Source organism: Mesorhizobium sp. KR1-2 (assembly GCF_040045035.1).
GTDB lineage: Bacteria > Pseudomonadota > Alphaproteobacteria > Rhizobiales > Rhizobiaceae > Pseudaminobacter.
Genome location: NZ_JBDZDS010000011.1, coordinates 79,247 through 104,652, shown reverse-complemented (window position 1 = coordinate 104,652; position 25,406 = coordinate 79,247). Strand labels below are relative to the sequence as shown.

The 25,406-nt window shown below is 67.3% G+C and carries 16 protein-coding genes; 11 read left to right on the top strand and 5 right to left on the bottom strand.

Going from position 1 to position 25,406, the window contains the following annotated elements:
• Positions 1-38 precede the first annotated feature (38 nt).
• Positions 39-1,175, top strand: a complete 1,137-nt coding sequence (locus tag ABLE85_RS20180; RefSeq protein ID WP_348794505.1) for a molybdopterin-binding protein — start codon at positions 39-41, stop codon at positions 1,173-1,175.
• Entirely contained in the window at positions 1,172-3,115 is a 1,944-nt protein-coding gene (locus tag ABLE85_RS20175) for a molybdopterin biosynthesis protein (RefSeq protein ID WP_348794504.1), read from the top strand. The genes ABLE85_RS20180 and ABLE85_RS20175 overlap by 4 nt, the downstream gene beginning before the upstream one ends.
• Positions 3,116-3,412: 297 nt before the next feature.
• On the opposite strand, the gene mobA is transcribed toward ABLE85_RS20175, so the two are convergent.
• Both mobA and ABLE85_RS20165 read right to left on the bottom strand, forming a co-directional pair.
• Entirely contained in the window at positions 3,413-4,039 is a 627-nt protein-coding gene (gene mobA, locus ABLE85_RS20170) for a molybdenum cofactor guanylyltransferase MobA (RefSeq protein WP_348794503.1), read from the bottom strand.
• Complete coding sequence (locus ABLE85_RS20165; RefSeq protein ID WP_348794502.1) at positions 4,032-4,925, bottom strand: formate dehydrogenase accessory sulfurtransferase FdhD; 894 nt, start codon at positions 4,923-4,925, stop codon at positions 4,032-4,034. Before ABLE85_RS20165 ends, mobA begins: the two co-directional genes overlap by 8 nt.
• Before the next feature lie 162 nt (positions 4,926-5,087).
• Here ABLE85_RS20165 and glp point away from each other — a divergent pair, with 162 nt between their 5' ends.
• Positions 5,088-6,344 (top strand): gephyrin-like molybdotransferase Glp, encoded by a 1,257-nt coding sequence (gene glp, locus ABLE85_RS20160; RefSeq protein WP_348794501.1) that lies wholly within the window; start codon positions 5,088-5,090, stop codon positions 6,342-6,344.
• Here glp and ABLE85_RS20155 read toward each other — a convergent pair.
• Positions 6,326-7,282, bottom strand: coding sequence for a DMT family transporter (locus ABLE85_RS20155; RefSeq protein ID WP_348794500.1), 957 nt, complete (start codon positions 7,280-7,282; stop codon positions 6,326-6,328). The two genes, glp and ABLE85_RS20155, sit on opposite strands and share 19 nt — an antisense overlap.
• A gap of 220 nt (positions 7,283-7,502) precedes the next feature.
• On the opposite strand from ABLE85_RS20155, the gene ABLE85_RS20150 reads away from it, so the two are divergent.
• The 3 genes from ABLE85_RS20150 (at position 7,503) to fdhF (ending at position 12,312) form a co-directional block, all read left to right on the top strand.
• Complete coding sequence (locus ABLE85_RS20150) at positions 7,503-7,748, top strand: sulfurtransferase TusA family protein (RefSeq protein ID WP_348794499.1); 246 nt, start codon at positions 7,503-7,505, stop codon at positions 7,746-7,748.
• A gap of 89 nt (positions 7,749-7,837) precedes the next feature.
• Complete coding sequence (locus ABLE85_RS20145; RefSeq protein WP_348794498.1) at positions 7,838-9,526, top strand: NAD(P)H-dependent oxidoreductase subunit E; 1,689 nt, start codon at positions 7,838-7,840, stop codon at positions 9,524-9,526.
• The gene (gene fdhF, locus ABLE85_RS20140; protein WP_348794497.1) at positions 9,526-12,312 is read left to right on the top strand and encodes a formate dehydrogenase subunit alpha; all 2,787 of its coding nucleotides are present in this window, start codon (positions 9,526-9,528) and stop codon (positions 12,310-12,312) included. The genes ABLE85_RS20145 and fdhF overlap by 1 nt, the downstream gene beginning before the upstream one ends.
• A gap of 209 nt (positions 12,313-12,521) precedes the next feature.
• Here fdhF and ABLE85_RS20135 read toward each other — a convergent pair whose 3' ends face one another.
• Together ABLE85_RS20135 and ABLE85_RS20130 are read right to left on the bottom strand one after the other, a co-directional pair.
• Positions 12,522-12,971 (bottom strand): universal stress protein, encoded by a 450-nt coding sequence (locus ABLE85_RS20135; protein WP_348794496.1) that lies wholly within the window; start codon positions 12,969-12,971, stop codon positions 12,522-12,524.
• A gap of 125 nt (positions 12,972-13,096) precedes the next feature.
• Entirely contained in the window at positions 13,097-13,834 is a 738-nt protein-coding gene (locus ABLE85_RS20130; RefSeq protein WP_348794495.1) for an SIS domain-containing protein, read from the bottom strand.
• A gap of 277 nt (positions 13,835-14,111) precedes the next feature.
• On the opposite strand from ABLE85_RS20130, the gene ABLE85_RS20125 reads away from it, so the two are divergent.
• From ABLE85_RS20125 to ABLE85_RS20105, 5 genes are all read left to right on the top strand, one after another.
• The gene (locus tag ABLE85_RS20125) at positions 14,112-15,236 is read left to right on the top strand and encodes a DNA repair exonuclease (protein ID WP_348794494.1); all 1,125 of its coding nucleotides are present in this window, start codon (positions 14,112-14,114) and stop codon (positions 15,234-15,236) included.
• Positions 15,223-17,850, top strand: a complete 2,628-nt coding sequence (locus ABLE85_RS20120; protein WP_348794493.1) for an AAA family ATPase — start codon at positions 15,223-15,225, stop codon at positions 17,848-17,850. The genes ABLE85_RS20125 and ABLE85_RS20120 overlap by 14 nt, the downstream gene beginning before the upstream one ends.
• Before the next feature lie 353 nt (positions 17,851-18,203).
• On the top strand, positions 18,204-18,524 hold the full coding sequence (gene sugE / locus ABLE85_RS20115; RefSeq protein WP_348794492.1) for a quaternary ammonium compound efflux SMR transporter SugE: 321 nt from the start codon (positions 18,204-18,206) through the stop codon (positions 18,522-18,524).
• 279 nt (positions 18,525-18,803) lie between these two features.
• Positions 18,804-20,693, top strand: coding sequence for an autotransporter assembly complex family protein (locus ABLE85_RS20110; RefSeq protein ID WP_348794603.1), 1,890 nt, complete (start codon positions 18,804-18,806; stop codon positions 20,691-20,693).
• Entirely contained in the window at positions 20,690-25,300 is a 4,611-nt protein-coding gene (locus ABLE85_RS20105) for a translocation/assembly module TamB domain-containing protein (protein ID WP_348794491.1), read from the top strand. The genes ABLE85_RS20110 and ABLE85_RS20105 overlap by 4 nt, the downstream gene beginning before the upstream one ends.
• Positions 25,301-25,406: the final 106 nt, after the last annotated feature.

Genomic DNA, 25,406 nt, shown 5'->3' with positions numbered 1-25,406 from the left:
GCGTTGCAAATCGCGCCCGTCATGGCTCATGATGGGCCATGACGACCGCCCGTCCGCAAGGCCCCGCGCTGACCGGCGTCGAAGCAGCGCTTGCGCGGCTGCTCGACGGCCTCGAGCCGGTCGCGCCCGAAGAGGTGCCGCTTGCCGAGGCGCTGGGTTGCGTCGCGGCCGGGATGCCGCCGCTGGCGCGAGGACTGCCCGAAACCGACGAGGCCGAGGCTGACGGCTGGGCCTTCGCCGCGGGCGATCTGGTGGGCGCCTCGTCCTATTCGCCGCTGCCGGTCGCCGGCGAGCCATTCTGGGTCGAGGCCGGTCAGCCGATGCCCAGGGGATGTGACTGCGTTGTCGAGCCCGGCCTGGTCGAGACGGTCGATACGCTGGTTCAGGTTCTGGCAGATGCCGTTCCGGGGCAGGGCGTGCGCCGTGCCGGGCAGGATATCGCCGCCGGCCAGCCGCTCGTTGCGGCCGGCCGCACGATTTCGCCATATGATCTCCTGCTTGCCCGCCGCGCCGGCCTTGAGCGCCTGCCGGTGCGGCGGCCCTCGTTTCGCATCATCGATGTCGCCGCTACCGATGGCGGCACGGCCACCACCGAACTGATCTCCGAGCTGGGGCGTGCCGTCGGCGCCTTGCTGGTCGGCATCGAGGCGGTTGCGCGCGACGCGGTTTCCATCGCCGAAGCGCTCGACGCGGAACCCGCCGACCTTGTCCTGCTGGTTGGCGGCACCGGTCAGGGGCGCCGCGACGAAACGGCGATGGGGCTGACCCAGCGCCATGCCTTGGCCGCGCACGGCATCGCGCTGGAGCCGGGGCGCAGCGCGGCCGTCGGTCGGCTCGGGCCAACGCCGGTCGTAGCTCTTCCCGGCGCGCCGGACCAGGCGCTTGCCGTTTGGCTGACGCTCGCGCTGCCGGCGCTCGACCGTCTCTCGGCCCGCCTGCCGCGCAGGGGGCTTAGCCTGCCTCTGGCGCGTAAGATCGCCTCCATCGTCGGCGTCACGGAAATCGTGCTGCTGAAGCGCGAAAATGTTGCCTGGCTGCCGCTCACCACCGGCGTTTTGCCCCTGCAGTGCATCGCCGAAGCCGACGCCTGGCTGGCCGTGCCGGCTGACAGCGAAGGCTTTTCCGCTGGAACGGAAGTCACGGCCTTTCCTCTCCGCGATTGGATCGCGTCATGAACAAGCCCGGCGCCACCGTCCGCCCCGACATCGAGCAGGAGCAGTTTTTGACGATCCTGTCGCGCGAGGAGGCGTTGGCTCGCTTCGAGGCGGCCCTGTTTCCGCGCCCCGTCGCGGTCGAACACCGTCCGCTGGCCGATGCTCTCGGTCTCGCGCTGGCGCAGGACGTCGTCGCCCCCATCGACGTGCCGCCTTTTGACCGTGCCAATGTCGACGGCTTTGCCGTGCGCTCGGCCGACCTTGCCGAGGCGGGCGAGGGGCGCACCAGGCGACTGGCGCTCAACGACGAGCGCATCGCTTGCGGCACCGAACCTGCCTTGGCCGTGCTCGGCGGCACAGCCACGCTGATCTCCACCGGCGGGCCCATTCCGCGCGGCGCCGACGCCGTCGTCATGGTCGAGCACACCGAGCCGGCCGGCGAGGGCATCGCGGTGCGGCGCGCGGCCAGCTCCGGCCAGTTCATCTCCTATGCCGGCTCCGACATCGCGCGCGGCGAAACGCTGTTGCGCGCCGGCACCATGATCGGCTCGCGCGAAATCGGCATGCTGGCCGCCTGCGGCATCGCCGTCGTGCCGGTGGCGCGAAAGCCGAAGGTTGCGGTGCTCTCCACCGGCGACGAACTCGTGCAGCCCGGCACGACGCTGCCGCCCGCCGGCATCTACGACACCAACGGCGCCATCGTTTCGGCGGCCATCGCCGAAAACGGCGGCGAGCCGACCTTCCTCGGCGCCTTCCCGGACGATGAAGCGACGCTGGAGGCGGCCATGCGCGCCGCACTTGCCGAGCACGACATGCTGATCCTGTCGGGCGGCACGTCCAAGGGCGCGGGCGATGTCACCCACCGCATCATCGCGCGGTTGGGAAAGCCCGGTATCATCGCTCATGGTGTGGCGCTGAAACCCGGCAAGCCGCTGTGTCTCGGCATCTGCGACGGCAAGCCGGTGGTCATCCTGCCGGGCTTCCCCACCTCGGCCATGTTCACCTTCCACGACATGATCGTGCCCGTGCTGCGCCGTATGGCCGGCCTGCCGCCGCGCGCCGACGCCCATGTTTCCGCGACCGTGCCGCTGCGCGTGCCGTCCGAACTGGGCCGCACGGAATTCGTCATGGTCTCGCTGGTGGAGGGGCAGGAGGGGCTGGTTGCCTATCCCACCGGCAAGGGCTCGGGTGCCATCACCTCCTTCACCCAGGCCGACGGTTTTGTCCGCATCGAGGCGCTGGCCGACCATTTGCCCGCCGGGGCGCAGGTTGAGGTGACGCTGTTCACGCCGCAGGTCCATGTGCCTGATCTCGTCATCATAGGTAGTCATTGCACCGGGCTCGACCGCGTGATCGCCCCGCTGGTGCGGCAGGGGCTTTCGGTGCGTTCGCTGTCCGTCGGCAGTCTTGGTGGGCTGGCGGCGGCCCGGCGTGGCGAATGCGACCTCGCGCCCATCCATCTCTTCGATGAAAAGACACAGACCTACAATCAGCCCTTCCTGTCGCCCGGCCTCGAACTGGTGCCCGGCTGGCGGCGCATGCAGGGGTTTGTCTATCGCAAGGGCGACATGCGCTTCGAAGGCCTTTCTGCCGAGGCGGCGGTGAAGGCAGCACTTGCCGACCCTGCCTGCCTGATGGTCAGCCGCAACCAGGGCGCCGGCACGCGCATCCTCATCGACGCGCTGCTCGCCGGCGCACGGCCGGACGGCTACTGGAACCAGCCGAAATCGCACAACGCGGTGGCCGCCGCAGTGCTGCAGGGCAGGGCGGATTGGGGCGTCACCATCGCGCCGGTGGCGAAAGCCGCCGGGCTGGGCTTCATTCCGCTGACGGAAGAGCACTACGACTTCGCGCTGGTTTCGGTGCGGCGCGACCGGCCAGCCGTGCAAGCGTTTTTGATCGCGCTGCGTTCGCCCGAGGTTCGGCGGGCATTGGAGGACGCGGGATTCAGGCCGGCGTGATCGAGGTCTGGACCCGCCGAGGGGTGGCGACTTCGAGGCATGGGTCCCCGGAGCCTCCGCACTTCGCTTCGCTCGTGCTCCGGCCCGAGGACGACGGCGAAATAGCTACCCCGTCATCCTCGCGCCCCGAGCGCGAGCGATAGCGAGGCGAGGGGTTGCGGGGATCCATGCCTCGACGGCGAAGCTTTGCGACGATTCAGTAACAGATACCGTGAAGGGCGTACCCCTTGCTCTCGCTGAGCGCGGAGGCAGGGCCGACCGGAACCGGGTGGCCTTCCGCAGGCCAGGAAAACAAACCTACCCTGCCAGCGCCACCAGCTTCTCCGCCTCGGCCAAATCCTCGACCGTATTGGCGTTGAAGAATGGGTCCACCGGCTCGGTCGGCCAGGGCACGGTGGCCAGCGGATAGCGTGCGGTCCAGCGGTCGATCTTGCGAATATCTTCCTTGACCAGCGCGTGGCGCAGCTCCTCGCGCAGCGCCACGTTCCACAGGCCGATCACCGGATGCGACTGGCCGGCCGACGCCGCCACTGCCAGCATGGCGCCTTCAGCGGCCCGCGCTCTATGCAGCCGCGCCACCAGATCGCGCGGCAGGAAGGGGCAGTCGCCGGCCACGCTCGCCACCCAGTTAACGCCCGGCCGCATTTGTGCCGTCCAGTCGAGCGCGGCGAGTATGCCGGCCAGCGGCCCCGGAAAATCGGCCACGCTGTCGGCCACCACGGGCAGGCCGAAGGCGGCAAAGCGCGCCGGGTCGCCATTGGCGTTGAGGATCAGGCCGTCGCATTGCGGCTTAAAGCGCTCGATGACGTGGTCGAGGATTGGGCGCCCGCCGATGGCGCGCATCGGCTTGTCGCCGCCGCCCATGCGCCGCGCCAGCCCGCCGGCGAGGATCACGCCGATCGTTTCGGTCTTCGTTTCAGTCATCGCCTTCGGCGCCCTTGCGGTGATGTCGGGATGCTTCCTCCTCGACGGAAGCGAGGTCCTGGTCGAACACGATCCGCTCTTCGCCCGACACGGCGATGAAGCGTTTTCCGCGCGCGCGGCCCACCAGCGTCAGGCCCGCCTGCCTGGCGAGCGAGACGCCCCAGGCGGTGAAGCCGGAGCGCGAGATGAGGATAGGTATGCCCATGCGAACGGTCTTGATCGTCATTTCCGAGGTCAGCCGGCCGGTCGTGTAGAGGATCTTGTCGGCCGGGTCGACATTGTGCCGGTACATCCACCCGGCGAGCTTGTCGACGGCGTTATGACGGCCGACATCTTCCATGTAGCAGATAGGCTGGCCCTGCTGACACAGCACGCAGCCGTGAATGGCGCCCGCGGCGAGATAGAGCGATGGCGTGGTGTTGATCGTCTTCGTCATCTCGTAGAGCCAGGAGGTGCGCAGCTCCGCGTCCGGCAGGTCGATCTCCTCCAGCGCCTCCATCAGGTCGCCGAAGGCGGTGCCCTGCGCGCAGCCCGAGGTCAGCGTGCGCTTCTTCAGCTTGTGCTCGTAATTGGTGTGGCGCTCGGTGCGCACCACGGCCACCTGCAGCTCGTCGTCGTAGTCGACGCCGGTCACCACGTCGTCGGGCTTCAGCATGTTCTGGTTGAGCAGGTAGCCAATCGCCAGATATTCAGGATAGTCGTTGATCGTCATCATGGTGACGATCTCCTGCGCGTTGAGATAGAGCGTCAGCGCTCGCTCCACCGGCACCTGCACCTTGACCGGCGCGCCGGTGTGGTCGATGCCGGCGACGCGCTCGGTCAGGCGCGGGTCATCCGGGTTGGGCAGGACCACGGCCGGTTCGGCCTTTTGTCGCGTCTGCTCCATGGCGATCTCCGCAGGCGGCTTGGCACGCCGCCAGCTTGACCCCCAGTCTATAGCCTGTTCAAATTCAGGCCAATCTTGAAAGGGCGAGGGCCTCGCGCGGCCTCCCTTTCAGCGCAAGCTCAGGCCGGCCTTCCCGCCCGGCGAAGGTCGGAGGGAAAAACCATGGCGCAACTTTCCGACGACTGCTTCGCCTTTGGCGGGCCGACGATGTCGGTGGACGAGGCGGTGGCGCTGATCGCGTCGCGGCTGATGCCAGTTGCCGAAACGGAGAGCGTGACGTTGGCCGAGGCTGACGGCCGTGTGCTGGCAAAAGATATTGTCGCGCCGCTGCCGCTGCCGCCTTTTACTAACTCGGCGGTGGATGGTTACGCCCTGCATGGCGCAGATCTGCCCGCCGAAGGCGAAAAGGCCTTTCCCATCGCCGCCCGCGTTCAGGCAGGCATGTCGCCCGGGGCGCTGATCGATCCCGGCCATGCCGTGCGAATCTTCACCGGCGCGCCCATGCCCGAGGGCGCCGACACGGTGTTCATGCAAGAAGATGTCCGCCTCGACGAGACAGGCGACGTGATCCTGCCCGCCGGCCTGAAGCGCGGCGCCAATGTGCGGCCAATGGGCGAAGACGTCGCCGCAGGCAGCGTAGTGCTGCGCGCCGGGCAGATTCTTCGCCCGCAGGATGTGGCGCTGGTCGCCGCCCTCGGCCTCACCGAGGTTTCCGTGCGGCGGCGGGTGCGAGTGGCAGTGTTTTCCACGGGCAATGAAATCGTTTCGCCGGGAACAGCGCGCGGCCCTGCGCAACTCTTCGATTCCAACCGCTTCATGCTGCGGGCCATGCTGGCCCGGCTCGGCTGCGTCGTCACCGACCTCGGCATATTGCGCGACGAGGGCGTAGCGATCGCCCGCGTGCTGGAAGAAGCCGCAGCCACGCACGACCTGATCCTCGCCTCCGGCGGCGTCTCCACCGGCGAGGCCGACCATGTGAAGGCGAGCGTCGAAAGCGTCGGCTCGCTGGTGTTCTGGCGCGTGGCGATAAAGCCTGGCCGCCCGGTCGCCATGGGCGTCATTCGCGGCGCTGCCTTCATCGGCCTGCCAGGAAATCCGGTGGCGAGTTTCGTCACCTTCGCCCATGTCGCCCGACCTGCGATCCGGGCGCTTGCCGGAGCTAAACCGGAGACCTTGCTGGCGATGCCGCTGCGTGCCGCGTTCTCCTACCGCAAGAAACCCGGCCGCCGCGAATATGTGCGTGCAAGTCTGCGCAAGGGCGCCGACGGAACCCATGAGGCGGAAAAATTCCCGCGCGAGGGGGCGGGCCTTTTGTCCTCGCTGGTCGACACCGATGGGCTGGTCGAGCTTGGCGAGGAGGTCACGGGCGTCAAACCGGGCGACGTCGTGCGCTTCCTGCCCTATTCGGCTTTGCTCTGAGGGTCGGCAAGTCCGGGTATCCGGTCGGGCCCTCCCGCGCGTCTTCCAGCTGGAAACCGCCAACCCAAGTTTACACCCAGACCAGCGAGCAGGATCAGGACCAATCCCGCGGCCTGCAGCAAGGTGATGGCCCGCCCATAGACGATGAGGTCGCCTAGCAACGCTGTTGCAGGATTGAGAAAGGCCAGCACCGCGATGGCCGTCGTCGGCAGGCGCGGATAGGCGCTGTAGAGCAGCACGTAGACGATGCCGGTGTGCACGACTCCGATGCCGGCGAGCCATAGCCAGTCAGAGGAAGTGACCGGCGGAACGACCGCGGCGTTCATGAACGGCAGGAACAACACTGCCCCGATCAGGCAGTGCAACACGCTCAGGGCCTCGGGCTTCGAATTGCGCAGCGCACGCACGGTCAGCGTCGACGCCGCATAGAGCATGGAGGCGATCAGCGCGTAGATGACGCCGACGGCGAATCCGGCATCCGCATTGATGGTGCCGATCTTCGGCCCGACAACCAGAAGCAGGCCGAGGAAGGCGAACGCAATCCAGCAATATTTCGAGCGCGAGACGGTTTCCCCAAGCAGAAGGCCGCCCGCGAGCACGATCCAGAACGGCTGCAAATGATAGATGATCGTGGCGAAGCCGATGGACGTGAGGCGAAACGCTTCGAAGATCGCCAACCAGTTGAGGACCAAAAACAGGCCGCTGAGTATTCCCAGAAGCAGGCTGCGCCGGTCGAAGCCGATCAGGTCACGCGCGTTCCCGGTCAGGAAGCACCAGGCGCCAAGAGAAAGGCAGCCGAAAATGCAGCGGATGAAAACCACGTTGACCGTAGGCTGCCCGGATTGAACCGCGAAGACGCCGACGGATCCCGATATCGCCATCCCAAGTGCAAGCTGGATGGCAGGCTTGATTTCGGCGGTCCCCGGATTTGCTGTCATGCCGTGCTCGACCGTCTCCAACTTGTGCGATGATCCGCGCGAAGTCGAAGGCGAAAATGCGCTGTCGCGCCGGGCACGCCCGATTTGTCCGGTGGATCAAAGCGTCCCGATGTCACGTCTGCGTGCCCGCCGCAAGGATGCCTGGCCGAAAATTCGTCTGCACCAGCCGCCTTATGCCTCGATTGACCAGCTGGCACCTGTGAGGCACCGTAGGCGCGACATGACGACGAAGCTTGATCTGAGCGGATTGAAATGTCCCTTGCCGGCGCTGAAGACCCGCAAGGCGCTTCGCGGACTTGCTTCGGGCGAGCGGATCGAGGTCGTCTGCACCGACCCGCTCGCTTCCATCGACATTCCCAACCTGCTCTCCGAGACCGGCGACCTTCTTGTCGCGACGGAACGGCAGGACGGCCGCATCGTTTTCGTGATCGAGAAGGCAAATGGGGTCGTCAATGGCGGGGGTTGATTTACCTAGCGTCACCTGATTGCCTTGCCCTATAGTGGTTGCAGGCTGGCATTGCTCCAACGTCGACGCGAAATGCGGAGGTGGCGCAGGTGAACATCCAGGACCCGAAATTCAGGCGAGGCGGCGGCCGCGACCGTGGCACAAAGGGGCGCGGGCTGGACGACAAGGCGCTGCACGAGGTGCGCGACCTTTTGATCGACAGGCCCCGCCGCCGCGACCTGCTCATCGAATTCCTGCACCTGATCCAGGATCATTATGGCTGCCTGTCGGCCGCGCATCTGCGCGCGCTGGCCGAGGAGATGCGGCTGTCGCAGACCGAGGTTTACGAGGTCGCCTCGTTCTACGATCATTTCGACATCGTCAAGGAAGGCGAGACCCCGCCCGCGCCGCTGACCATCCGCGTCTGCGATTCCATCAGCTGCATGTTAGCCGGCTGCGAGACGCTGCTGAAGGAAGTCGCCGCGGGCGTCGACCCGAAGGAAGTACGCGTGGTGCGTGCGCCATGCATGGGCCGCTGCGACACCGCGCCCGCCGCGCGCATCGGCGAGCGCGAGGTCGATAACGCCACCAGCGAAAGCCTGATGAAAATGGCTCGCGACGGCGCAACCAAGACGGTGGTGCCGCCCTATGTCGGACTTGATGCTTATCGCGCCGCGGGCGGCTATCGCCTGCTGGCAAAGGTCCGTGCCGGCGAGATTGCAGCCGAAACGCTGATCGAGACCATGCAGGCCGCCGGCCTGCGCGGGCTTGGCGGGGCAGGGTTCCCGGCCGGCAAGAAGTGGAGCATCGTGCGCTCCTTCAAGGGCCCGCGCCTGATGACCGTCAATGGCGACGAGGGCGAGCCGGGCACCTTCAAGGACCGCTTCTATCTGGAAAGCGACCCGCACCGCACGCTGGAAGGCGCACTGATTGCCGCCCACGCGGTCGAGGCCGAGCGCATCTATTTCTACATGCGCGACGAATATCCGGCGGTGCTGGAAATCCTGCGCACAGAGATCGCGGCGCTTGCCAGGGCCGGCATCATCGCCTCGGGCTTCATCGAACTTCGGCGCGGCGCCGGCGCCTATATCTGCGGCGAGGAAAGCGCGATGCTGGAAAGCATCGAGGGCAAGCGCGGCCTGCCGCGCAATCGCCCGCCCTACATCGCCGAGGTGGGGCTCTTTGGCCTGCCCACCCTCAACCACAACGTCGAGACGCTGTGGTGGGTGCGCGACATCGTCGAGCACGGCGCGGAGTGGTTCGCGGCCAAGGGCCTGCCCGGCCATCCCGGTATTCGCTCCTGGTCGGTTTCAGGCCGGGTGAAGGAGCCGGGCGTCAAGATGGCGCCGGCCGGCGTCACCGTGCGCCAGCTGATCGACGACTATTGCGGTGGCATGGCCAACGGCCACGAATTCAAGGCCTATCTGCCCGGCGGCGCCTCCGGCGGCATCCTGCCCGCTTCGATGGGCGACATACCGCTGGATTTCGGCGGAGAGCTCGCCAAGCTCGACGCCTTCGTCGGCTCGCATGCGATCGTGGTGTTCTCGCAGGCCGACAGCGCCAAGGACGTTACGCTCAACCTGCTGACCTTCTTCAAGCACGAAAGCTGCGGCCAGTGCACGCCGTGCCGCGAGGGAACGGCCAAGATGGTGGCGCTGCTGCAGAAGCCGGCACCGCTGGACGAGGCCGCGATCCGCGATCTGGAAAGCGTCATGCGCGACGCTTCCATCTGCGGGCTCGGCCAGGCCGCACCCAACCCGGTCAACCACCTGCTGAAACACTTCCGGGGTGACCTGTGATGGCTGGCACGATCAAATTCATGCTCGACGGAAAGCCGGTGGTCGCCGCCGAAGGCGAGACCATCTGGGACGTGGCCAAGCGCGAGGGCACGCTGATCCCGCATCTGTGCCATGTCGACCTGCCGGGCTACCGGCCCGACGGCAATTGCCGCGCCTGCATGGTCGATGTCGAGGGCGAGCGCGTGCTCACCGCCTCCTGCATCCGAAAGCCGGCGGAAGGAATGGTGGTTCGCACCGACACCGAGCGCGCGAAGAAGTCGCGAGAGATGGTGTTCGAGCTTCTGGCGAGCAACATGCGCCCGGCGGAAGAGGGGCCCGACAACCAGTCCGCCTTCTGGCAATGGGCCGCGTCCATGGGCATTTCGGGCAGCCGCCGCTATCCCTCCAAGTTCAACGGCGAGGCCGCCGAGTTCGACATCTCCAACCCGGCGATCGCGGTCAATCTCGACGCCTGCATCGCCTGCAATGCCTGCGTGCGCGCCTGCCGAGAGGTGCAGGTCAACGACGTGATCGGCATGGCGGGTCGCAGCGACCATTCCATCCCCGTCTTCGACATGCATGATCCGATGGGGCACTCCACCTGCGTCACCTGCGGCGAATGCGTGCAGGCCTGCCCAACCGGCGCGCTCTACGAAAAATCGCTGATGGACAAGGAATTCCGCACGCGCGCCGTAAAATCCTTCGATCGCGTGGTGGATACGCTCTGCCCCTTCTGCGGCGTCGGCTGCCAGACGCGGGTGGCGGTGAAGGACAACCGCGTCGTCCAGGTGGACGGCCGCAACGGTTTTGCAAATGAGAACCGTCTCTGCGTCAAGGGCCGCTTCGGCTTCGACTATGCCATGTCGCCGGAGCGTCTGACCAAGCCGCTGATCCGCCGCGACGACGCGCCGAAGGACGCCAATGCCGACCTACGCGGCGTCGATCCGCTGACCATATTCCGCGAGGCGACATGGGAAGAGGCGATGGAACGCGCCGCCGCCGGTCTGGTGGCGATCCGCAACGAGCATGGCGGCAAGGGGCTGGCCGGTTTCGGCTCGGCCAAAGGCTCCAACGAGGAAGCCTATCTGTTCCAGAAGCTGGTGCGGCAGGGTTTTGGCACCAACAATGTCGACCACTGTACGCGGCTGTGCCACGCATCATCCGTCGCGGCGCTGATGGAAGGGGTCGGCTCCGGCGCGGTGTCGGCGCCGTTCAACGATGCGATGAAGGCCGATTGCATCCTCGTCATCGGCGCGCGGCCGACGGTCAATCACCCGGTGGCGGCGACCTTCTTCAAGCAGGCGGCCAAGCGCGGCAAGAAGCTGATCGTCATCGACCCGCGCGGCCAGGACCTGATGCGCCACGCCACCCTTGCGCTGAAATTCACCGCCGGCAGCGACGTGGCGCTGCTCAATTCGCTCCTTCACACCATCATCGAGGAAAAGCTCTACGACGAGCAGTATATCCAGGCCAATGTCTCGGGCTTCGAGGCGCTGAAGGCCAAGGTGAAGGATTTTTCGCCCGAGGCGATGGCTCCGGTCTGCGGAATCGAGGCCGCCGTGCTGCGCGAGGTGGCGCGCACCTATGCCAAGTCCGAACATTCGATCATTTTCTGGGGCATGGGCATTTCACAGCATGTCCACGGCACCGACAATTCGCGTTGCCTGATCGCGCTGGCGCTCATCACCGGCCAGGTTGGCCGGCCGGGCACCGGGCTGCACCCGCTGCGCGGCCAGAACAACGTGCAGGGCGCGTCCGACGCAGGCCTGATCCCGATGTACTATCCCGACTACAAGTCGGTCGAGAACGTCGATATCCGCAGCCACTACGAGAATTTCTGGGGCCAGACGCTGGACCCGAAGACGGGCCTGACGGTTGTCGAGATCGTCGATGCCATCCATGCCGGCGAGATCCGGGGCATGTACATCATGGGCGAGAACCCGGCCATGTCCGACCCCGACCAGACGCATGCCCGCAAGGCGCTGGCGATGCTGGAGCATCTGGTGGTGCAGGACATCTTCTTCACCGAGACGGCCTGGCATGCCGACGTCATTCTGCCGGCTTCGGCCCATGCCGAGAAATGGGGCACCTACACCAACACCAACCGCCAGATACAGATGGGCCGGCCGGCGCTCGACATGCCGGGCGAGGCGCGACAGGACCTAGACATAATCGTCGACCTCGCCAACCGGATCGGGCTCGACTGGCATTACGGCGACGTGTCCGAAGTCTACACCGAGATGGCGAGCGTCATGCACTCGCTGAACCACATTTCGTGGGAGCGTATCGAGCGCGAGGATTCGGTCATCTATCCGGCCGACGCCGACGACAAGCCCGGCAACGAGGTGGTTTTTTCCTCGGGCTTCCCGACTGAGGACGGGCGCGGGCGCATCGTGCCGGCCGACCTTCTGCCTCCCGACGAAGTGCCGGACGAGAGCTACCCGCTGGTGCTTACCACCGGGCGCCTGCTGGAGCACTGGCACACCGGCGCCATGACGCGCCGGGCCGGCGTGCTCGACGCCATCGAGCCCTACGGCATCGCCGCCATGAACCCTTACGAGATCGCCCGCAACGGTCTCGCCCCCGGCGACATGATCACGGTGGAGACGCGGCGCGGCGTCATCGAGGCGATATTGCGGGCGGATCGCGAGGTCGCCGACGGCACCATCTTCATGCCGTTCTGCTTCAACGAAAGCCCGGCCAACAAGCTGACCAACCCGATGCTCGATCCTTACGGCAAGATCCCGGAATTCAAATATTGCGCCGCGAGGATCGGCCGGGTGCGGCATGTGGCGGCGGCGGAGTAGGGGCGGGCTGTTCCATTCATGCCGGTGGGGGCAACGAAGACCCCCTCTCCGGTTTGCTTCCCCCATTTTCATGGGGGCGAGGAACCCAAGTTCTGCGATGCCGCGGCTTTGGCGAGTTCCGGTTCCTCGCCCCCGCAGCGCGGGGGAGAGGTGCCGAGCGCAGCGAGGCGGAGAGGGGGCTTGCTACACGGCCGACTCGTGTTCCCGGTTTACTTGATGACCAGAACCGGCACCTTGCCGTTCGTCACCACTTCCAGCGTCTGGCTGCCGAGCAGGATGCGGTTCAGCCCGCGCCGCCCGTGCGAGGCCATGACGATCAGGCTGCAATCCTTGGCTTCGGCGGTTGCCAGGATTGCCTCGGCCGGCGTGTTGTCGTCGGCATGCAAGGTCTCAACCGGCACGCCCATCCTGTCGGCGGCTTCCTTGGCCGCGCCAAGCACCTTACCGGCGAATTCCTTGCTGCTGGCGTTGTAGCTTTCGATGTCGGCGGGGCTGGCCACCCAGGCAAAGTTGCCGGCCATGCCGTAGATCGGAAAGGGCTCGGTCACGGTAATGACGGTGACCTTGCCGCCGAGGCTCTTGGCGAGCGACAACCCGTGGTCGACGCCCTTCTGCGCCAGTTCGGAGCCGTCCGTGGCGATGAGGATGTGCTTGTACATTCCGAGTCCTTTCTGTTGTCGGGGGCATCATTTCAGGGCCGGCGCCGCCGGCCTTGACATGGATCAAATACCGGATGGGGCTGCGCGCCCAGAGCCAGGCGTTGGACCAGAGGCCGGCCAGCCACTCACAGATGCGGGTTGCGCTTGCGGTAACGTGCCACCAAGGCGTCGTTCACTTCCTTGGCGCCCGGCATGTTGGCGCTGAGATAGATCGGCGCGTCGGAGCCGGCGGAGGCCAGGCGCGCGGCGACTTCGGCGAACATGGCGTTCATCATCGCAGCACCCACCGAGGTCGAGATCGGCCCCACGCGCAGTTCGCTGCCCGGCACGTCGACGATGGCGTCGCCGGCAGGCGCGCCGTTGTCGAGCACGATGTCGGCAATGTCTGCGATGCGCGGACGTCCCTGCGCTGCCTGGCTGGAATAGGTCTCGGATGTCACGGCTATGACAGTGGCGCCGCGTTCCTTGCCGATGCGGGCCGCCTCCACCGGGGCGGCGTTGACGCCGCTGTTGGAGATCACGATCAGCACGTCCTTCGCGCCGATCGGATAGCGGGCGAAGATCGGCGCCACCGCGCCGGGAATGCGCTCATACACCGTGCTCGCCACCGCGCCCTCGTGCAGCATCACCGCACTCGACAGGATCGGCACGGTCAGCGCCAGCCCGCCGGCGCGGTAGTGCGCCTCCAGCGCCAGCATGTGGCTGTGGCCCGTGCCGAAGATGTAGACCAGCCCGTCATTGCGGGCGGCGTGCTCGATGGCGTCGGCCCCGGCCGCGATCGCCGCGCCGTTGTCTTCGATGAGGCGGCCGATGCGCGCCGTCAGCTCGGCAAGATAGGCGATGGCAATGGGGGTGCTGCTCATGGCGGGGTCCGTTTCGGGCGGCAGTTGAAACCGGGCCAGTTCAGGGCTCCGTCCACGCCCTTCCCGACCAATATCGATACCAAAGTAATACCACCATGATACCAATCTGGCGCGGCGTCGCAACGGGTCGCGCCCATCTAACCTTTGGCCCAGCCCGCGAATTGACATTCCCGCATCCAAACCCAATCTCGGTTACCCGCCGATTCGACCGATGGCGGAGAAGCAAGCACCGCCGCCGCGCCAAACGGCTGGTTTGGCGGGCGACAACAAGGCAGGCATGGCGTTCCGGTTTCTTCACACGGCGGACTGGCAGATCGGCAAGCCCTTCGGCAACGTTCCGGGCGATGCGGGTGCGGAGCTGCGCGCCCAGCGCATCGCCACTATCGGCGAGATCGCCCGGCTGGCGGCTACCCGCAATGTCGATGCCGTTCTGGTCGCGGGCGACGCCTTCGACAGCAACGAGGTGCAGGACCGCACCATTTTGCGCACGCTGGACGCGCTGAAACCCTTTTCCGGCCGCTGGATTTTTCTGCCCGGCAACCACGACGCCGCGCTCGCGCATAGTGTCTGGAGCCGCCTGCGCCAGATGGGGCCGGAAGAAAACATCGTCATCGCCGACCGGCCGCAGCCCATCGAGGGCTGGGACGGGCGCGCCGTCATCTTGCCCGCGCCGCTGACGCGCCGGCGCGAATCGCTCGACCAGACCGAATGGTTCGACGCCGCCGCCACGCCGGAAGGCATGGTCCGCATCGGCCTCGCCCATGGCAGCGTGGCCAACCGCCTGCCGGGTGCGGCCGAGGCCAGCAACGAAATCCCCGAAGACCGGGCGCTCACCGCCGGCCTGTCTTATCTTGCGCTGGGCGACTGGCACGGTTCGCTGCAGATCGCACAGCGCACCTGGTATTCCGGTACGCCGGAAACCGACCGCCACCGCGCCAATCGCTCAGGCTTCGTGCACATAGTCGAGCTCGACGGGCCGGATGCGCCCGAGCGCGTGGAGGCCGTGGCGACCAGTCATTTCCAGTGGCATCAGGTCGAGGCCGAAATGCTCGACGGCACCTGCCGGGCCGGGCTCGACGCACTGGCCGAGCTGGAAGCTGAAGCAGCCCGCCGCGTCGTTACGCTGACCCTGAAGGGCGGCGTCAGCCTTGCCGAGCGCTACCGGCTGGAGACCGAGCTGGAGAACTGGCGCAACCGCTTCCACCATCTCGATGTAGACGATGCCGGCCTGTTCGAGGAGCCGACCGACGACGACCTCGACGCGCTGGATTCGTCCGGCTTCGTGCGGCTGGCGGTCGAGCGGCTGAAAGCCCAGGCGGCCAATGATGCCGACCCGCAGGCGGCCGCCGCGCGCGTGGCGCTGCGCATGATGTATGTCGACCACATGAATGGCGGGCGCTGAGATGAAGCTGCGCCGCATCGAGGTGAAGGATTTCCGCAAGCTCGGCCATGTCGTCGTCGACGATCTCGGCGATGGGCTCAACGTCATCGTCGGCGACAATGAAGCCGGCAAATCAACTCTCCTTGCCGCATTACGCGCCGCCTTGTTCGAGCGTCACCGCGTCGGCGGCACCGCAGCGGCGGCCATGCAGCCCTACAACCAGTCGGTGCGGCCGGAAGTTTTGGTCGAATTCGAGCGCGGCGGCGCAATCTGGACCCTGCGCAAGGCGTTCTGCCAGCGCCAGGAAGCGGAGCTGACCGGCAATGGCGAGCGCTACGTTGGCGATGCGGTGGAAGAGAAACTGGCCGAAATGTTCGGCTTCACGCCGTCGAGTTCGGGCGGGACCAAGCCGCAGGAGCATCACGGCGTGTTCGGCCTGCTCTGGGTCGAGCAGGGCATGTCGCATCGGCAGCTGGGCATCGGCGCGGGCCGCAACCATCTGGCGTCTGCGCTGGAGCGAGAGATCGGCCAGGTCACCGGCGGCGAGCGCGGCCGCGCCTTGCTGGCCGCTGCCGAGGCGCGCCGGGACCAGTTCTGGGACAAGCGAGGCAACGCCCGCGGCGAGTTCAAGGCGCTTGCCGTTCAGCTCGACGCCGACCGCCAGAATTTGGCCGACCTGAAAAGGCGGATGGCCGAGCATGACGAGCGGGTTTCCAAACTCGCCGGCATCCACAACATCCTCGCCCGCTACCGTCGCGACGACACGCTGGAGGCAAGCCGCAAGCGCGCCGCCGCCGCTCGGCAGGCGGCTGCCTCCGTGGCCGGCCTCGAGGACGCGCTGCGTGCTGCCGCAGGCGCGGTGGAGCATGCGAAGCTGAAGCTCGACGCGGCCGCCGCCCGCAACGCGGCGCGCCGGAGGCTCGTGGCAGATCTCGCTGCCGACCAAAGCGCATCGGACGCCGCTCGCAGCGCGCGCGACGAGGTGTTGGCCACTCTCGCTCGGCTGGAGGCCGTCGCCGCCGAGGCTGCTATCCGACTGGAGGCCGCGACGGCTGCCGAGCGGCAGGCGACGGCGCGCCTGCGCGGCATGGAGCAGGCGCTCGCCCGCCGGCAGGCGGCGCAGGCCGTGGAACGGCTGACCGGCCAGCTGAAGCTTGCCGAGCAGGCCGACGACGCTCGCCGCAAGGCGCTGGCGCTCGCGCAGGCTTCCACGCTGACGGCGGAGGACGTCGGGGCGCTGGAGAAGCTGGAACGCGCTGTCGAACAGGCGCTCATGCGGCTGGAGGCGGCCAGCGTCCGCATCACGCTGCACCCGCAAGGCGCGCAAGCCGCGCATCTCGACGGCAAGCCCGTCGAGGCCGGCACGGAACTTTCGCTGTCGCGCGACGCAAGACTTGTCCTCGAAGGCTATGGCGAGATCGGCATCCACCCCGGCGGCGGCACGGAAGAGCTGGCGCAGGCCGCGGAACAGTCCAGGCAGGCGCTCGACAAGGCGCTGCGCCGGCTGGAGCTGGCCGATGTCGCGGCCGCGCGCGCTTCGCTGCGCCAGCAGGAGGCCGCGCGCGCCGAGGTGAAGACGCATGGCGCCACCCTTGCCGCGCTCGCGCCGAACGGCATCGAGGCGCTGCGGCAGGAGCTTGCCCGCAACGCGCTTCTGGCCGAAGGCGCCGAGGCGGAAGCTTGCGAACCGGCCGACATCGAAGCCGCGCGGCGCGACTGCGGTGAGGCGGCCGCTGCGCTGCGCGCGGTCGAGGCCGAGGCGAAGGAGCGCGGCGCCGCTGTCGAGACGGCGCGGCGCGACCTCGCCGTGCGGGAGGAGCGCGCCTCGGTCGCTGAGGCTCGGTGCGCCAAGCGCCAGGAAGAGTTGGTCGTCGCGCGAGCCGAAGCCGACGACAGAACCCTCGATGAGGACTGCGCGCGCGAGGAACAGGCCTTCCGGCAGGCCGAACAGGCCCGTGCGGCGGCCCAAGCCGCGTTCGCCGGCGCCGATCCGGAAGCCAAGCAGATCGCCTTGAAACAGGCCGAGCAGTCGGAACGCGAGATCGAGGCCGACATCAACCGGCTCGACAACGAACGGCGCGAGATCGAGGCCGCGCTGCGCGCCCTCGGCAGGGACGGCCTGGGCGAGCAGCTTGCCCAGCTTGAAGGCCAGATCGTTCTCAGTGAAGCGCGGCTGAAGGCCATGACGCTGGAGGCGGAGGCAGCAAAGCTGCTTCATGCCACGCTGGCCGACGCGCAGCGCGAGACCAAGGACCGCTGGCTGGCGCCTGTGCGCGAGCGTTCCGCCCCCTATCTGCGGCTCATCCAGGCCGACAGTGACATCGTGCTGCACGACGAGACCTTCGAGATCGAGCAGCTGGTGCGCAATGGCGTGGCCGAGCCCTTCGGCGGCTTGAGCGTCGGCGCGCGCGAGCAGATCGCCGTCATCACCCGCATCGCGCTGGCCGATATATTGCGCGAGGCGGGGCAGGAGGCCTGCATCGTGCTCGACGATGCGCTGGTCAACACCGACGAGGCGCGGCTGGAGCGCATGCATCTGGTGCTGGGCAAGGCGGCGCAGAACCAGCAGGTGCTGGTCCTCACCTGCCGCGAGCGCGATTTTCTCCAGCTCGGCGCGCCGATCCGCCGGATGTAGTGCCGATAGCCGACGCTGCGCGCGTTCGGGTCTGGCCATTGGCCCGGGAGTTGTCTATATCGAGCCCGCGCGGGACGGCCCGCGTCTAAGACCATCGGGGACGGCCCCATTGTTTCGGAGACCCGAAGTAATGGACCAATCCATCCCGCTCCCTTCCCGGGCATCGTTTCGCAATTGCAGCTCGCGGCGTGGACCCGTCGTCCTTGCCGTCTGGCTTGTGGCGCGGCATGCCGGTTCATGTCGAAAATGCACGACGGCCATTTGACGCCGGCCCTATTCCTGCGCTCAGATTCCGGAATTTCAAACCGGCGCAGCTCTAGGCGCGCCCTGCAAGCACAGAGGACAGTAAGCATATGGCATGGATTTATCTCTTCTTCGCCGGCGTCTTCGAGGTCGTCTGGTCGTCGACGATGAAGCAGTCGGAGGGCTTCAGCAGACTCATGCCTTCCATCGTCACCGGCGTCACCATGCTGATTAGCCTGTGGTTGCTGGCGCTGGCCCTCCGGACGCTGCCGCTCGGCACCGCCTACGCCATCTGGACGGGCATCGGCGCCATCGGCGCCTTCATCGTCGGCATCATCGCTTTCGGCGAGGCTGCCACCCTGTTCCGCATCGTCAGCGTGTCGCTGATCGTGGCGGGCCTCATCGGGTTGAAGCTCAGCTCGGGCCACTGAGGAAGTTGCAAATGGCCGCCGCACCCAGCGGTCATTTGCAAACCTGCAACCTTTGGCGTCTACTTTCAGTCACATGTCGACTGAAAATTGCATCCGATTTTCTGCCTGTTTTGTTGCCGAGGCTTTTTTCCCACTTCGCGATCACCTAGTATCGACCTCTCTCTTGAGGGGGCGGAGAGCTTTTCGAGGCGCGCTGGTTTTGGTGCGTTCGGCCTATTCGACCGGCGTCTAGGAGCTTGAGTGAGACTTTTTACTGCCAGGACTTCGCGGGGGCTCTGCCTGCTTGCTGGAATAGGTCTGTCTGCCGTGCCTGCCGCGCCGGCGGCGGCCTTCGAGCTGTTCGGCGTCCATATCTTCGGAGCTAAGAAGACTGATTCGTCGGAAGAGGTCATCGGCGAGCCGCAGAACTATACGGTCGACTTCTCCGTTTCCGGCGGCAATGAAGATGTCGAATCGAAGCTCAAGGGTGCTTCCACCCTTTGGAAGGACCACGAGAAGCCGGCCTCGGGTGCCGCCGGCCTGCTCGCCAAGGCGCGCGGCGACTACCGCCGTCTGCTCGCCGCGCTCTACAGCGAAGGCCGTTATGGCGGCAGCATCAGCATTCTCATAGGCGGGCGCGAGGCGGCCGACCTGCCGCCCGACACCGAACTGCCCGATCCGGTCGCGGTCAGTGTCGTGGTCAATCCGGGCCCCGTCTTCCTGTTCGGCGAGACCAGCATCGTCAATCGCGCCCCGCCGCCGGTGAGGCCCGATGACGAGGTCGAGCAGCCGGAGCACGTCGGCTTCGCGCCGGGCGAGGTGGCCCGCTCGGGCGTCATCCTTTCCGCCGAACGGCTGGCGGTCGAGGCCTGGCGCCAGCAGGGCTATGCCAAGGCAAGCGTGGCCGACCGTCGCGTCGAGGCCGCCCACGACCGCGACGTGGTGAACGCCACGCTCACCATCGAGCCCGGCCGCATGGCCTATTACGCGCCGGTCGAGGTCGAGGGCACCGAGCGCATCGACCCGAAATTCCTCGCCTGGATGACCGGGCTGGAGCCCGGCCAGGAATACGACCCCGACGATCTCGCCCGCGCCAGCAAGCGGCTGTCGCGGCTCGACGTGTTCCGCGCCATGCGCTTCCAGGAAGGCGACACGATCGGCGCGGACGGCCAGCTGCCCATCAGCCTCATAGTGCAGGAGCGCCTGCCGCGCCGTTTCGGCTTCGGTGGCAGCTATTCCACGCTCGACGGGGCGGGCGTGGAAGCCTACTGGCTGCACCGCAACCTGTTCGGCCATGCCGAGCGCCTGCGCCTCGACGCCAAGGTGCTGGGCCTCGTCAACACCTTCAATCCGAAGGAACTGACCTACCGGCTCGGCGCCACCTTCACCAGGCCGGGCCTCTACACGCCGGACACCGATTTCTATGCTTCCGTGGTCGGCGACCGCGAGGTGCTAGACGCCTACACCCGCACTGGCGTCACCGCCGAGACCGGCCTGACCCAGATCTTCAGCGACCAGCTGTCCGGCCGCATGGCGCTCAATGCCGGCGCCGCCCGCTTCGAGGACGATGTCTTCGGCCGCCGCAACTTCGTCAATGTCGGCCTCGTCGGCGGCGACATCTATGACAGCCGCGACGACAAGGCCGACGCCACGGAAGGCTACTACGCCGAAGTGTCGCTGGAGCCCTTCTACGAGTTCAACTACGGCAATCCGGCGATGCGGGCCATGGCCGAGGGCCGCGCCTATTTCGGCTTTGGCGAGGAGAAGCGCATAGTCGCCGCCGGCCGCCTCAAGCTCGGTGCCATTGCCGGGCCTTCGGTGGCCGAGATCGCGCCCGACAAGCTGTTCTTTGCCGGCGGCGGCGGCTCGGTGCGTGGCTATGCCTATCGCAACATCGGCGTGCCGGTGGGCGATGGCCGCATTATCGGCGGGCGCTCCCTGATCGAGGGTTCGGCCGAGCTGCGCGCCCGCGTCACCGACACCATCGGCTTGGTCGGCTTCGCCGATGCCGGCTATGTCGGCGGCGATTCCATCCCGAACTTCAGGGACCAGCTTCGCGTCGGCGTCGGTGGCGGCGTGCGCTACATCACCGGGCTTGGGCCGATCAGGCTCGACGCAGCCGTACCGCTCAATCGCGGCCCGGGCGATCCCACCATCGGCTTTTATGTCGGAATAGGACAAGCGTTTTGACCCGGATCATTCTGGCCATCGCCCTTTTCGTCGGCGCGCTGACCGCGTTCGCGCTGTCGGCGCTCGCGCAGGATTCGGCCGACGCAGAGCGCTCCTATTTCGTCGGCTTCGTCGAGAACCAGCTTTCGACGCCGGACCGCCAGATCCATATCGACAACATCCAGGGCGCGCTGTCGTCCGATGCCACCATCGGCGAGATCACCATCGCCGACCGCGAGGGCGTGTGGCTGCGCATCACCAATGCGCGCATCGTCTGGACCCGCTCGGCGCTGCTGCTCGGCCGGCTATCGATCGACAGGCTCGCCGCCGACCGCATCGACGTCATGCGCAAGCCCTTGCCGGCGGAAGGCGCGCCGGCGCCGGAAGCCGGCGGTTTCCAGGTGCCCGAGCTGCCGCTCTCGGTCTCGCTCGGCGCGCTGGAGGTGCCGCATGTCACCTTCGACGAAAGCGTCTTCGGCCTTGCCGCCGATGTGGCGATCACCGGCAACCTGCAGCTTGCCGACGGCTCGCTCGACACCACGCTGAACGTCAACCGCCTCGACGGGCCGGGCGGCCAGCTCGCGCTCCGGGCGGCCTATGCCAATTCCACGCAGGTGCTCGACCTCGACCTGAAGCTCGACGAGCCGGCCAACGGCATCGTCGCCAATCTTCTCAACGTCGAGGGGCGCCCGCCCATGGCGCTGGCGCTGGGCGGCAAGGGGCCGATCTCGGACCTCGACCTCAACCTGACGCTCGATGCCGATGGCCTGCGCGCGCTGACCGGCACGGCCGAAGTGCGTCATCGGGACGACGGCTTCGGCTTCAATGCCGACCTACATGGACCCATCGCCCAGCTGGTGTCGCCGCGCTTCCGCGATTTCTTCGGCGCCGAGACGAAGCTGCAGACCGCCGGCCTGGTACGCGACGGCGGCGGCTTGCTCCTGGAAAAGCTCGACCTGCAAAGCGCGGCGCTTGACCTGAAGGCTACCGCCGAGACGGCCCCCGACGGGTTCCTCCAGCGCCTGACGCTCAATGCCGACATCGCCGACCCCGCCGGCAAGCCGGTGCTTCTGCCCGTGCCGGGCCAGAACACCGTGCAGCGCGCCAGCCTCGCGCTGGCCTTTGGCGACAAGCCGGGCGACGAGTGGTCGGGCTCGCTGAAGATCGACGACCTCGCAACCGAGACTTTCTCGTCCAAGTCGGCCGAGATGCTGCTCTCGGGCCTGGCACAGAACATTGCCGACCCGGCGTCGCGCCATCTCACCTTCGCTGCCACCGGCGGCGTGTCCGGCATCGTCGCCAAGCGCGCCGATGTCACCGAGGCGCTGGGCGACCACATCGCGCTGGATGTCGGCGGGGAATGGAGCGCCGGCGCGCCGGTGAAGCTCGCCAAAGCCGAAATCGCGGCCAACGGCTTCTCGCTGTCGCTTGCCGGCGACATTTCCGAATTCGTCTTCAAAGGCGACATCGGCCTCAAGGCCAGATCGCTGGCTCCGTTCTCCAGCCTGGCCGACCGGCAGCTTTCCGGCGGCGCCGATCTCGTCGCCAAGGGCGAGCTGAAGCCGCTCACCGGCGCCTTCGACCTCGCGCTCGACGGCACGGCCGAGGGGCTGGGCATCGGCACGCCGGCTGCCGACAATCTGCTGCATGGGCAAACCCGCATCACCGGCGGCGTCGCGCGCGGCGAGACCGGCCTGGTGGCGCGGCAGCTGCGCATCTTCAACGACCAGGTTGAGGCCAAGGCCGATGGCCGCTTCGCCACCGGCACTGCCGATTTCGGCTTCGACCTCTCGGTGGCGGATCTGGCGCTGGTGTCCGACAAGGCCGCCGGCCGCCTCACCGCCAAGGGCCGCGCTTCCGGCACCGAAGGGCTGATCGGCCTGACTTTCGGCGCCGAGGTTCCGACCGGCACGCTGGTCGGCAAGACGCTACAAAATGCCGTGCTCGACTTCGAAGGCACGCTGCAGAAGGGCGACCTTAACGGCAATGTCACCGGCAACGCCTTCCTTGACGGGGTCAGGGTCGAGCTTGCCTCGGCAGTCGCCGTCAATGACGACGAAAAGCGCCTCGGCGACCTGAAATTCACCGCAGGCGGCGCCCGCATCACCGGCGATGTGACGCAGAACAAGGACGGCCTGCTCGACGGCAAGCTGTCGCTCGCTGCGCCTGATGTTTCCACCGCCGCGGCCTTGCTGCTCAAGCAGGCCACCGGCGCGGTCAATGCCGATATTGCGTTGACCCATCAGGACGGCAAGCAGAACGCTACCGTCCGCGCCGACATCAACAAGCTGGTGGTCGAAACCGTCCATGTCGGCAAGGCCGATCTCAACGCGACCGTCGCCGACCTGTTCGGCGTGCCGATCGCCGACGGCTCGCTGAACGCCAGCAAGCTTGTTGCCGGGGGCGTCGATGTCGCCACGCTGCAGGCCACCGCCAGGCAGGAAGGCCGGACGACGAATTTCCAGACCAATGCGAGGCTCGAGAATGGAGCCGTCGCCGCCGCTTCCGGCGCGTTGTCGCCTGTCGAGGGCGGCTATCGGCTTGCCCTGCAGCAGGCGCAGCTGACCCAGGGCAATCTCGCCGCGAAGCTCGCCGAACCGGCCGCGCTGCAGATGCGCGGCGAAAAGATCTCCATCGATGATCTCGTGCTCGACGTCGGCGGCGGGCGCGTCAGCGCGCGCGGCGAGATCGACGAAAAGCTGGACCTCGCCGTCAGCATCACCAAGCTGCCGCTGGCCATTGCCAACGCCGTCCGCCCGGACCTGGCGCTGGCCGGCACGGTCGACGGCACCGGCAAAATCGGCGGCACCCGCGCCAACCCGGACGTGCGCTTCTCGCTCAAGGGCAATTCGATCGCCGCCGCCGCCCTGCGCGAAGCGGGTCTTGCCTCGATCAACCTCGAAGCCGAAGGCAACTCCACAGCCAGCCGGCTGAACGTCAAGGCGGCGGTGACCAGCCCCGACGGCCTGCGCGCCACGGCCAGCGGCGCCGTGCCGCTCGACAAGGGTGCACTGGCGCTCGACATCGGGCTCGAATCCTTCCCGCTCGCCGTGCTCAACACAGCCGCCCCCGGCCAAGGGCTCGGCGGCAACATCTCCGGCAGCGCCAAGGTTTCCGGCCAGATCGCCAACCCGGCGGCGACCTTCAACCTGCACGGCGCGGGCATTCGCGCGGCCGCATTGGAAGAAGCGGGTGCTGCACCGCTCGAAATCGCCGCTTCCGGCCATTTCGCCGACAAGGTGCTGACGCTGTCGTCGGCCACCGCCAGCGGTCCGCAGGGCCTGTCTCTCACAGCCAGCGGCCGCGTGCCGGTCTCCGGCGAGGGCGTGGACCTCACCGTCCGCGGAGAGGCGCCGCTGGCGCTGGCCAACCGCTTTCTCGCCGAGCGCGGCGCGCAGGCGGGCGGCACGCTTTCGGCAAACGCCACCATTTCCGGCAACCTGAAGAACCCGTCCATCCGGGGCATGTTCTCCACCCAGGGCGCCGAATTCGTCGATCCGGAAAGCAATGTCCGCCTGCAGTCCATCGCGGTCATGGGCACCATCGACGGCGACCAGGTCACGATCCGCAACGCCTCGGCCAATCTCGCCGCCGGCGGCTCGGTCAGCGCCACCGGCACCATCTCGCTCGACGCAGCGGCAAGCTTCCCGGCTGACATCCGCGTCACGCTCAACGATGCCCGCTATGCCGACGGCACGCTGGTGGTGGCCACGGTCGGGGGCAGCCTTGCCATCACCGGCCCGCTCGCGCGCGATCCGGTGCTTTCGGGCAATATCAATGTCAGCCGCGCCGAGATCACCGTGCCGGAAAGCTTCGCCGGTGGTGCGGCCGCGCTCGACGTCAAGCACCTCAAGCCGTCTCAAGGGGTGGCCGAGACGCTGAAGCGCGCGCGCGCCAATGACGGCACGCCCACGCCGACCGGCCGGCCGAGCGTCATGCGGCTCGACGTCAGCGTCAATGCGCCGGCCCGCGTCTTCGTGCGCGGGCGCGGGCTGGATGCCGAGCTCGGCGGCCAGGTCAAGCTCACCGGCCCGGTGTCCGACATCCAGCCGGTTGGCGGCTTCCAGCTCATCCGCGGCCGGCTCAGCATCCTCAGCCAGCGCATCACCTTCGACGAAGGCACGGTCACGCTGGTGGGCGACCTCAACCCGTTCCTCAACTTCGTGGCGCGCTCGCAGGGCACCGACATCACCGTGTTCATCACGGTCTCGGGCCGTGCCTCCGACATCAGTGTAAAATTCTCCTCGCAGCCCGAGCTGCCGCAGGACGAAGTGCTCGCCCGCCTGATCTTCAACCGCGGCATCGACGAGCTGTCGGCCTTCCAGATCGCGCAGCTTGCCGCAGCCGCGGCCGAGCTGGCCGGTGGCTCCAATAACTCGCTGCTGGGCAATTTGCGCAACGCCACCGGCCTCGACGATCTCGACGTGGTCACCGACAGCAAGGGCAACGCCGCCGTGCGCGCCGGCCGCTATATCCAGGACAATATCTATCTGGGTGTGGAGGCGGGTGCCCAGGGCTCCACGCGCGGCACGGTCAATCTCGACATCACCAAGGACCTCAAGGCGAAGGGCGCGGTGGGGTCCGATGGCGATTCCAGCCTCGGCGTGTTCTACGAAAAGGACTACTGAGCCCGCCTTGTGGCGGGCTCGCCGCCGCGCCGGGGCAGGGCGCGGCGGTGCAAAAGACCTCTCCGACGGCCTTGATCGAGATCAACGACGCCGCGATGGCCGCCTC